The following is a 9,886-nucleotide window of genomic DNA, read 5'->3' on the forward strand; positions in this document are numbered from 1 at the left end:
CGGCGGCGGCGCCCCCGTCGCGCGGTGCCCTAACCGGCCGTCGTCGCCACGTCCGGGCGACGTGCCGTCACGGTCTCGTAGTCGGACGTGTCCGCGGTCCGGGTCCGCCGCTGGTACTCGTGGACCAGTCCGGGCCAGTTGGTGGTGACTCGTCCCGAGCCGACCCGGTACCAGGAGTCGCATCCGCTCCAGACGGAGTCGTCGAGACGCCGCATGATCTCGGCGTCGTAGGCGTCGTCGACCTCCCGGCGGACCTCGAGGGCCGCCGGCCGATCCGCCTCGGCCAGTCCCTCGACGATCTGGCGGATGTAGCGGGCCTGCTGCTCCATCATGAGGATGATCGAACTGCTCCCGAGATTGGTGTTGGGGCCGTAGACGAGAAACATGTTGGGAAAACCCTGCACGGCCATCCCGAGGTAGGCGCGGGCGCCCTCACGCCACTGCTCGTGCAGGTCCCGTCCCCCTCGCCCTCGCACGGTCATGGGTGCCAGGAACTCGGTGGCCTTGAAACCGGTGCCGTAGATGATGACGTCGGCGGGGTGCAGCTGTCCGTCCACGGTGACGATGCCGTCGGGCACGACCTCGGCGATGCCGTCGGTCACCACGTCGACGTCCGGCTGGGCGAGCGCGGGGTACCACCCGTTGCTGAACAGCATCCGCTTACACCCGATCGGCTCGGTCGGGGTGAGCGCGGCTCGCAACGCGGGATCCCTGACGGTCAGCCTGAGATTGGCTCTGGCCAGCCCGCTCAGGATCCGGGCCAGCGGCCGCGCGGAGGTCAGGGCCAGGCCGATCGCCTCGGTGGTCTCCCAGATGGCACCGCGCATCGCGGGGATCAGGCCGGGAACCCGGGCAAAGGCGGCACGGTGGGTGTCGGTGTAGGCCCGGTCCGGCTTGGGCACCACCCACGGCGCCGAGCGCTGGAAGACCGTCACATGGGAGGCGGCCTCGCGGATGCGGGGGACGAACTGGATCGCCGAGGCCCCGGTCCCGAGAACGGCGATCCGCTTGCCGGTGAGGTCGACGTCGTGACGCCACCGAGCGGAGTGGAATGACGGCCCCGCGAACGTCTGGAGCCCCGGGATGTCCGGGTAGGCCGGCCGGGACAGCTGGCCGACGGCCGGAACCAGGACGTCGGCCTCGAAGGTGTCGCCGGAGTCGGTGAGGACCGTCCACGTGGCGGTGTCCTCGTCGAAGGTCGCCGAGGTCACCTCGGTCCCCGTGCGCACCTTGTCACGGAGACCGAACCGGTCTGCGGTCTCACGGATGTAGGAGAGGATGTCGGGTTGCTCCGCGTAGCGACGGCCCCAGTCGGTCTTGCGGTGGAACGAGTACGAGTAGAGGTTCGACGGCACGTCACACGCCGCTCCCGGGTAGGTGTTGTCCCTCCACACCCCGCCCACGTCGTCGGCCTTCTCGAGGATCGTCACGTCGGCGAGGTCGCCACGGGTGAGTTCGTAGGCGACACCCAGGCCGCCGAATCCCGCGCCGATGATGAGGACCCGGGGTCGCCGTCGCGTGGTCTGCGTGGGGGAGGGGGAAGGAGTCATGATGAGACCGTATGACGCCGGCCCGGCGTGGCCACAGACTTTCCCGGCCTGATAATCCATAATTCCGGCCATGAACTCCTGGGAGGATCCCGCCGTGCCGCACTGGGACTTCCCCCGATCGGCCACCGGTATCGGTGTACTCGTCGAGGCGGGCGGCGCTCTCGGCATCGAGGCGGGGGCGATCCTGCGCGGGGTCGGGCTGAGCCCCACTGACCTGGCGAACCCCGACCTGCTGGTGGCGCCGCAGAGCGAGCTGGCCGCGATCCGCAACCTCCGGACGGCCGCGGGACACCGTCCCGCGCTCGCCGCCGAGGTCGGGTCCGCCTACCGGTTGACGACCTTCGGGATCCTCGGATACGCCCTGCTGTCCAGCCCCACACTCCGCGAGGTGATCGCCACGACACTGCGCTTCATCGACCTGAGCTACATCTTCAGCACGATCGCGGTGGAGACGACCGGGGACCGGATCGAGGCCCGCCTGGGGGGCACGACCCTTCCGGGGGACGTCCGCGAGTTCCTGGTGGACAGGGATCTCTTCGCGATCCACTCCGTTCTCGGCGACCTCGTCCCCGGCGGCCTGCCTTTCACCGAGGTCGTGTTCCGCGGTGGCCGATCCGCGCCCACCCTCGAGGCCTACGGTGAACGACTGGGGCCGGTGGCGTCGTCGTCCGAGGGCGGGGTCGGGGTCACGGCCGTATTCGACGCCGCCCACCTCGACAGTCCGCTCCCCCAGGGCAGTGCCGCCACGGTGGCGGTGGCGGAGGCGCTCTGCAGAGACCTCGCCGCCACCCGACGAAACCGCGGGCCGGTGAGCAGCCGGGTCCGCGTCGCCATCACCGGACGTCTCTCCCAGGGGGCACCCATGTCGTCGGTGGCCGCCGAACTGGGGGTGAGTCCACGGACGTTGCGGAGGCGTCTGGCGGAGGAGGGCACCTCCTACCAACGCCTGCTGGACGACGTCCGGGTCGAGTTGGCAGACCGCATGTTGGCTACCGGTCTGCTGTCCGTCGAGGACGTCGCCATCCGGTTGGGATATGCCGAGGCGTCGAGCTTCATCCACGCGTTCCGGCGACTCACCGGTACCACCCCGCACCGGGCCTCGGTCGCCTCGCGCACCCGGACGCCGGCGGCCCGGCGGGCCTGATGTGCCGGGTGGGACCCGGACGTGGGATGATCGGCGACGTGCTGAAGTGGACCACCGCCGGAGAATCGCATGGCCAGGCCCTGGTGACGATCGTCGAGGGCGTCATCGCGGGTGTCGAGGTGACGACCGACCAGATCGCGGCGCAGCTCGCCCGTCGCCGCCTGGGCTACGGCCGCGGCGCCCGGATGAAGTTCGAGGCCGACGCGGTCAGGGTGCTGGCCGGCGTCCGCCACGGTCGCACCATGGGCTCGCCCGTGGCGATCGAGGTCGGGAACACCGAGTGGCCCAAGTGGGACACGATCATGTCGGCGGATCCCATCGACCCCGATGCGATCGAGGACAAGGCCCGCGCGGCCACCCTCACCAGACCTCGCCCGGGCCACGCCGACTTCGCCGGGATGGTGAAGTACGACTTCGACGACGCCCGCATGGTTCTGGAACGCGCCAGCGCACGCGAGACCGCGGCCAGGGTCGCGGCGGGGACGGTCGCGCGGGCGGTGCTGCGTGAGGTCCTGGGCGTGGAGGTCCTCTCGCACGTGATCTCCATCGGCGCCTCCGATCCCTACACCGGGCCCGAACCCACGTTCGCCGACCTGCCGGTCATCGACGAGAGTCCCGTGCGTGCCTTCGACACCGCGAGCGGGGAATCCATGATCGCCGAGATCGAGGCCGCCAAGAAGGCCGGGGACACGCTCGGGGGCGTGGTCGAGGTGGTCGTCCACGGGCTGCCCATCGGACTCGGTTCGCACGTGTCCGGCGAGGAGCGCCTCGACGCCCAGCTTGCGGGAGCCCTCATGGGGATCCAGGCGATCAAGGGGGTCGAGGTCGGCGACGGTTTCGAGACCGCGCGTCGCCGGGGCAGCGTCGCGCACGACGAGATGGTGCGGGGCGACGACGGCGTGGAACGCCGTACCAACCGCGCGGGTGGACTCGAGGGCGGGATGACCAACGGGCAGGTCCTGCGGGTCCGCGCCGCCATGAAACCCATCTCCACGGTGCCGCGCGCGCTGAGCACCATCGACATGGCGGACGGATCCGGCGCCACCGCCATCCACCAGCGCTCCGATGTCTGCGCGGTCCCCGCCGCCGGGGTGGTCGCGGAATCCATGGTCGCGCTGGTCCTCGCACGCTCTGTCCTGCAGAAGTTCGGCGGGGACTCGGTGTCGGAGACCCGGCGCAACGCGCAAGGGTACCTCGACGCCGTGGCGGCGAGACTGGACTGGGACTCGGATCCGGCATGAACCACCCGGCACGGCCGGTCGCCGTCCTGGTGGGTCCGCCGGGTGCCGGCAAGACGACCATCGGGCGCAAGCTGGCCCGCAGGCTCGACGTTCCGTTCCGTGATGCCGATCAGATGATCGAGGAGGCCGAGGGGCGGTCGATTCCCGAGATCTTCGCGGAGGAGGGTGAACCCGCGTTCCGCGCGATCGAGGAGAGGGTCGTGGGGGAGGCGCTGGAGACCTTCAGCGGGGTCCTCTCGCTGGGGGGCGGTGCCGTGCTGTCGGCGACCACCCGCGGCCGGCTCCGCGGTCACCGCGTGATCCATCTGACGATCGGGGTGGCCGAGGGGGTGCGCAGGTCCCGGGGCGCCGGTCGCCCACTCCTCGCCGGCGGTGACGTGACGGCGCGGTACCAGGCGTTGTTGACCGAGCGGGCGCCGCTCTACCGGGAGGTCGCGTGGTCGACCGTGAGCACCGAGCGCAGGAGTTCGGGCAAGGTGGTGACGGAGATCGTCGACAGACTCGAGTCCGGTGACCCGCACGCGCGCAGCGCGGCGGACCGATCGTGAGTCCGGCGAGAAGTGAGATCAGTCGAACGATGAGCGGGAGTCCTTCATGAACCGAGACCGAGACACCACCGAGCCCGTGGTGGTGGATGTGCGGTCCGCCGCCCCCTATCCGGTGGTGATCGGCCGCGGACTGTTGCCGGAGATCCTCGAGGCGTGCTCGGAGTCGCGGAACCTGGCGATATTCCATCAGCCGCCGTTGACGCAGACCGCCGAGTTGCTGCGGGAGCAACTCGCCGCCGCCGGCGTCAACGCGCACCGCGTCGAGATCCCCGACGCGGAGGCCGGCAAGGACCTCGCCGTGGCGGGGTACTGCTGGGACGTGCTCGGCAAGATCGGGCTGGGCCGCAAGGACACCGTGGTGAGCCTGGGCGGCGGGGCGGCGACGGACCTCGCCGGATTCGTCGCCGCCACCTGGATGCGCGGGGTGCGCGTGGTGCACATCCCCACCACGCTGCTCGCCATGGTGGACGCCGCCGTGGGGGGCAAGACCGGGATCAACACCGATGCAGGCAAGAACCTGGTGGGGAGCTTCCACGAACCGGCCGCCGTCTTCGTCGACACCGCCACCCTCGAATCGGTTCCGCGCAACGAGCTGATCTCGGGCATGGCGGAGGTGGTCAAGTGCGGTTTCATCGCGGACCCGGGGATCCTCGACCTCATCGAGGCGGACCCGCAGGCCGCGCTCGACCCGACCGGGGAGACGATCGTCGACCTCATCCGACGCAGTGTCCAGGTCAAGGCCGACGTGGTGGGCCGGGACCTGAAGGAGTCCGGTCCCCGGGAGATCCTCAACTACGGTCACACACTCGGGCACGCGGTCGAGCGCCGTGAGCAGTACCGCTGGCGGCACGGGGCGGCCGTGAGCGTGGGGATGTGCTTCGTGGCGGAGCTTGCCCGGCTGGCGGGGCGTCTGGACGACGCGACGGCGGACCGACACGCGTCGATCCTGTCCTCCCTGGGGTTGCCCACCGGATACCACGATGACGCCTTCCCCCGGCTGCTCGAGCTGATGTCCGGGGACAAGAAGAACCACTCCGGATTCCTCCGGTTGGTGGTCCTCGACGGACTGGCCCGTCCGGCACGGATGGAGGCTCCCGACCCGTCCCTCATGACCGCGGCCTACGCCGCGATCTCGGAGGGTAACAAGCCCAGCGGCGGCGGGGTGCTGCTGTGAGTGACCGGCTGGCGGACCGTCGGCGCGCAGTCGCCTCCGCGACCGCGGAGGCGGGCGCTGCCGCACTCCTCGTGACCGACCCCCGGAACATCGCCTACCTGACCGGGTTCCGCGGGTCCGGGGGGGCCGTTCTGGTGGAGGACGACGGCGAGGCCGTCCTGTGCACGGATTCGCGGTACGAACTCCAGGTCGTCGAGCAGGCCCCGGATGTCGGGCACGTGATCTCGCGCGAGTACGTCGCGGGGGTTCTCGGACGTCGACGCGGACCCGCCGACGCGCCGTTGGCGGTCGAGGCGGACGCGATGACCCTGTCCGCGGCGAGCGCGCTGCGGCGGGTGCTCGCCGACCTCGGAGCCGCGGACGCGCCGCTCGTCGAGACCAGTGGCGTGGTGGAGCGGGTGAGGAGGACGAAGGACAGTGTCGAGATCGGTCTCATCGAGCGTGCCTGCCGGGTCGTCGACGACGCCTGGACCCATGTGCTCGCCCACGGCGTACTCGCCCCGGGCCGCAGCGAGCGTGAGGTCGCAGCGGACCTCGAACACGCCATGCGACGGGCTGGTTCGGACGGCGTCGCGTTCGAGACCATCGTCGCCTCGGGTCCCAACGGGGCGTTCCCGCACCACGTCCCGGGGGACAGGCGGCTCGCCCCCGGCGATCTCGTGGTCGTCGATTTCGGTGCGACCGTCTCCGGCTACGCCTCGGACTGCACCCGCACGGTGGCGTTCGCGGGCGCCGCGGACAGGCTCCTCGACGCCTACGAGGTGGTCAGTCGCGCGCATCGCGCCGGTGTGTCCGCGGTTCGGGAGGGACTGGCCTGCGGGGAACTCGACGGCGTGAGCCGGGGCATCATCTCCGACGCGGGGTTCGGCGAGCACTTCGGCCATTCGCTGGGTCACGGCGTGGGACTGGATGTCCACGAAGCGCCCGCGGTGTCCACCAGGTCCGCGAGTACACTGTCCGACGGCGATGTGATCACCATCGAGCCGGGGATCTACCTCCCCGGGCTCGGCGGGATCCGAATCGAGGACACCGTGGCCGTCACCGGCGGGAGCGGTAGATCCCTGACCACCACGTCGACGGCGCTGACCGTGCTCTGAGCCGCCGTCCCACAGAACATCCGCGCGGCGCCGGTCCACTGCCGCCCGCCGACGACTCGCGAAGGAGAACCGACCATGGCGTCCACCGCCGATTTCAAGAACGGCCTCGTCCTCAAGGAGGAGGGGAACCTGTGGCAGATCCAGGAGTTCCAGCACGTCAAGCCGGGTAAGGGCCCCGCCTTCGTCCGCACGAAGATCAAGAACGTCGTTTCCGGCAAGATCGTCGACAAGACCTACAACGCCGGGGTCAAGGTGGAGACCGCGACGGTGGACCGCCGCGACATGACCTTTCTATACCGCGACGGGGAGGACTACGTCCTCATGGACGAGAAGGACTTCGAGCAGATCAACGTCTCGCCCGCCGTGATGGGGGACGGTGCCCGCTTCCTCCTGGAGAACACCAGCGTCCAGGTCTCGATGCACGAGGGCGTGCCGCTGTTCGCCGAGATGCCCGTCGCGGTGGACCTGGTGGTCCAGCACACCGATCCGGGTCTCCAGGGTGACCGGTCGACCGGCGGCACCAAGCCCGCCACACTCGAGACCGGTGCCGAGGTCCACGTCCCGCTGTTCATCAACACGGGCGACAAGCTCCGCATCGACACCCGCGACGGCCGGTACCTCAGCCGGGTGAACGACTGACCATGGCGGACGAGGCAGATCACCGGCGCCGGGGATCGAGATTCCGTGCGCGCAAGCGAGCGGTGGCCCTGCTGTTCGAGGCGGAACTCCGCGACGCCGATGTGGTGGCACTCGCGGAGGAGCGCCGGCGGATGGGCGAGGAGTCGCAGGAGTTCCACGACGTGGCGTCGTACACCATGGAGATCGTCACGGGCGTGGCGCAGCGGCTGGACCGTCTCGACTCGATGATCTCCGAGCACCTGCGGGACTGGACCCTCGAGCGCCTGCCGGCCGTGGACCGGGCGGTGCTGCGGGCGGGAGCGTGGGAGCTGCTGTTCGGGACCGAGGACGTGGACGCGGCGATCGTGATCGACCAGTCCGTGCTGCTGATCTCGGACCTGTCGGCCGAGAAGTCGGTTCCCTACGTCAACGCCGTCCTCGACCGCGTCGCCGGTCTCGCCGAGCACATCCGGGCCGCCGAACGCGCGGTGTCCTCGCTCGATCCGGCGCCGACCGCGCACGTGTCGGAGCCCACCCCCGACCCGCCGGGGCCGGGGGCCGGGGACTGATAGGGTTCAACCCGAAAGCTATCCCTTTAACGAGCCGTCCAGAGAGGCGGACAAGGAGGTGGTGATCGGTGAGTACTGACGGTCCGGAGTCGACCTCGGTTTCACTCTTCACGTCTGACGACGTCGCCAGGACGGTGTCCCGACTGGCCCATCAGATCATCGAACGCACGGCCGCGGACTCCCCGGATTCGGGTCCCGTCCTCCTGCTCGGTATCCCGACCCGCGGGGTGCCCCTCGCCCATCGGCTGGCCGAGCGCATCCGCGAGTTCAGCGGAGCCGCGGTGCACGCCGGCTCGTTGGACGTCACCCTGTACCGGGACGACCTCGCCGGGGGACCGCACCGCCCCATGAGCCCCACCACGGTCCCGCCGGACGGGGTCGACGGGGCGACCGTGATCCTGGTCGACGACGTCCTGTTCTCCGGCCGCACCATCCGGGCGGCGTTCGACGCGCTCCGAGACCTCGGGCGGCCCGCGCGCGTCCAACTCGCCGTCCTGGTCGACCGCGGGCACCGAGAACTGCCGATCCGTGCCGACTACGTGGGCAAGAACGTCCCCACCTCGCGTGAGGAGGGCGTCTCCGTCCGACTCGTGGAGACGGACGGGGTCGACACTGTGGTCCTGCGTCGGCCGACTCCGGAGGACACCCTGTGAAGCATCTCCTCTCCGCCGCCGATCTCGACCGCGACGCGGCGCTGTCGATCCTCGACGAGGCGGACCGTCTCAAGGAGGCGCTCCTCGGCCGCGAGGTGCGCAAGCTCCCGACCCTCCGGGGCAAGACCGTGCTGACCGTCTTCTACGAGAACTCCACGCGGACCCGGGTCTCCTTCGAGACCGCCGGAAAGTGGATGAGTGCCGACGTGATCAACGTCTCCGCGAGCGCCTCCTCGGTGCAGAAGGGCGAATCCCTCCGTGACACCGCCATGACGCTGACCGCCGTAGGGGCCGACGCGCTCATCGTCCGCCATCCGGCCTCGGGATCGGCCCTCCAGATCGCCGGGTGGGTGGCCCCCGGAGGCGCCGGCCCCTCGGTCATCAACGCCGGTGACGGGATGCACGAGCACCCGACCCAGGCTCTGCTCGACGCGATGACCATCCGGGAACGTCTGGGGGGGATCGAGGGCCGCCGCGTGGTGATCGTCGGCGACATCCTGCACTCCCGGGTCGCGCGGTCGAATGCGCTGCTGTTGTCGACCCTCGGCGCCGAGGTCGTACTGGTCGCCCCGCCCACCCTGCTCCCGGTGGGCGTCGGACACTGGCCGGTCAGGGTGTCCACCGACCTCGACGACGAACTGCCTGGCGCGGACGCGGTGATGATGCTGCGCGTGCAGGCCGAACGGATGAACGGCGGCTTCTTCCCGTCCGCCCGCGAGTACGCGGTGCGCTACGGCCTGGGACCCGCCCGCGCGGCCCGGTTGCGCGAGAACGCGGTCGTCCTCCATCCCGGCCCGATGGTCCGGGGGATGGAGATCGGCTTCGACACGGCCGACGCGCCGTCCGCGGCGATCCTCCAACAGGTCACCAACGGAGTCCACGTGCGGATGTCGATACTGCTCCACACCCTCGTCGGAACGGAAGGAAACCCCGAGTGAACGCCCACCACCACCCGACCCTGTTACTGCGCCGGGTCCGGCCCTACGGGGAGGGCGACCCCGTCGACGTGCTGGTCAGGGACGGGCTCGTCGCCGCGATCGGGCCCGACGCCGGCGCCGACCTGCCCGGTGACGCGGAGGTCCACGACCTGGGCGGCGCCGTCCTGCTGCCCGGGTTCGTCGACCTCCACACCCATCTCCGCGAACCCGGACGCGAGGACACCGAGACCGTCGCCACCGGGTCGGCAGCCGCGGCGCGAGGCGGATACACCGCTGTGTTCGCCATGGCCAACACCCAGCCGCCGCAGGACAACCAGACGGTGACCGACTCCGTGTGGCGGATCGGCCGGTCCG

The 9,886-nt window shown here is 70.5% G+C and carries 11 protein-coding genes; 10 read left to right on the forward strand and 1 reads right to left on the reverse strand.

Annotation, left to right across the window (positions count from 1 at the left end):
- Positions 1 to 29: 29 nt before the first annotated feature.
- Positions 30 to 1,550 carry an NAD(P)/FAD-dependent oxidoreductase gene (locus G6026_RS01415; RefSeq protein WP_182612033.1) on the reverse strand — a complete coding sequence of 507 codons (1,521 nt, stop codon included), beginning with the start codon at positions 1,548 to 1,550 and terminating at the stop codon, positions 30 to 32.
- Between the two features lie 70 nt (positions 1,551 to 1,620).
- Between G6026_RS01415 and G6026_RS01420 the strand changes: the two genes are divergently transcribed.
- From G6026_RS01420 to G6026_RS01465, 10 genes are all read left to right on the forward strand, one after another.
- A complete protein-coding gene (locus G6026_RS01420) occupies positions 1,621 to 2,694 on the forward strand; it encodes an AraC family transcriptional regulator (RefSeq protein ID WP_182612034.1) in 1,074 nt (357 codons plus the stop codon).
- 38 nt (positions 2,695 to 2,732) lie between these two features.
- Entirely contained in the window at positions 2,733 to 3,935 is a 1,203-nt protein-coding gene (aroC, locus tag G6026_RS01425) for a chorismate synthase (RefSeq protein ID WP_309230244.1), read from the forward strand.
- Entirely contained in the window at positions 3,932 to 4,483 is a 552-nt protein-coding gene (locus G6026_RS01430) for a shikimate kinase (RefSeq protein WP_107756535.1), read from the forward strand. The genes aroC and G6026_RS01430 overlap by 4 nt, the downstream gene beginning before the upstream one ends.
- A gap of 46 nt (positions 4,484 to 4,529) precedes the next feature.
- Positions 4,530 to 5,657: a 3-dehydroquinate synthase gene (gene aroB / locus G6026_RS01435; protein ID WP_182612035.1), complete on the forward strand. Its 1,128-nt coding sequence runs from the start codon at positions 4,530 to 4,532 to the stop codon at positions 5,655 to 5,657.
- Positions 5,654 to 6,754: a M24 family metallopeptidase gene (locus G6026_RS01440; RefSeq protein ID WP_182612036.1), complete on the forward strand. Its 1,101-nt coding sequence runs from the start codon at positions 5,654 to 5,656 to the stop codon at positions 6,752 to 6,754. Before aroB ends, G6026_RS01440 begins: the two co-directional genes overlap by 4 nt.
- A 75-nt stretch (positions 6,755 to 6,829) precedes the next feature.
- Positions 6,830 to 7,393, forward strand: a complete 564-nt coding sequence (efp, locus tag G6026_RS01445) for an elongation factor P (RefSeq protein ID WP_107756532.1) — start codon at positions 6,830 to 6,832, stop codon at positions 7,391 to 7,393.
- Between the two features lie 2 nt (positions 7,394 to 7,395).
- The gene (gene nusB, locus G6026_RS01450; RefSeq protein ID WP_182612037.1) at positions 7,396 to 7,941 is read left to right on the forward strand and encodes a transcription antitermination factor NusB; all 546 of its coding nucleotides are present in this window, start codon (positions 7,396 to 7,398) and stop codon (positions 7,939 to 7,941) included.
- Between the two features lie 68 nt (positions 7,942 to 8,009).
- The gene (pyrR, locus tag G6026_RS01455) at positions 8,010 to 8,594 is read left to right on the forward strand and encodes a bifunctional pyr operon transcriptional regulator/uracil phosphoribosyltransferase PyrR (protein WP_182612038.1); all 585 of its coding nucleotides are present in this window, start codon (positions 8,010 to 8,012) and stop codon (positions 8,592 to 8,594) included.
- On the forward strand, positions 8,591 to 9,532 hold the full coding sequence (locus G6026_RS01460) for an aspartate carbamoyltransferase catalytic subunit (RefSeq protein ID WP_107756529.1): 942 nt from the start codon (positions 8,591 to 8,593) through the stop codon (positions 9,530 to 9,532). The genes pyrR and G6026_RS01460 overlap by 4 nt, the downstream gene beginning before the upstream one ends.
- Positions 9,529 to 9,886 (forward strand): amidohydrolase family protein (locus tag G6026_RS01465; protein ID WP_182612039.1); only part of this gene is annotated, 358 nt, incomplete at its 3' end. The genes G6026_RS01460 and G6026_RS01465, both read left to right, overlap by 4 nt.

Source organism: Dietzia sp. DQ11-38-2 (assembly GCF_014145055.1).
In the GTDB taxonomy this organism is placed as follows: domain Bacteria; phylum Actinomycetota; class Actinomycetes; order Mycobacteriales; family Mycobacteriaceae; genus Dietzia.

Coding starts and splice junctions, on each gene's coding strand:
- G6026_RS01415 (WP_182612033.1), bottom strand. CDS start 1,550: ATGACTCCTTCCCCCTCCCCCACGCAGACCACGCGACGGCGACCCCGG.
- G6026_RS01420 (WP_182612034.1), top strand. CDS start 1,621: ATGAACTCCTGGGAGGATCCCGCCGTGCCGCACTGGGACTTCCCCCGA.
- G6026_RS01430 (WP_107756535.1), top strand. CDS start 3,932: ATGAACCACCCGGCACGGCCGGTCGCCGTCCTGGTGGGTCCGCCGGGT.
- aroB (WP_182612035.1), top strand. CDS start 4,530: ATGAACCGAGACCGAGACACCACCGAGCCCGTGGTGGTGGATGTGCGG.
- efp (WP_107756532.1), top strand. CDS start 6,830: ATGGCGTCCACCGCCGATTTCAAGAACGGCCTCGTCCTCAAGGAGGAG.
- nusB (WP_182612037.1), top strand. CDS start 7,396: ATGGCGGACGAGGCAGATCACCGGCGCCGGGGATCGAGATTCCGTGCG.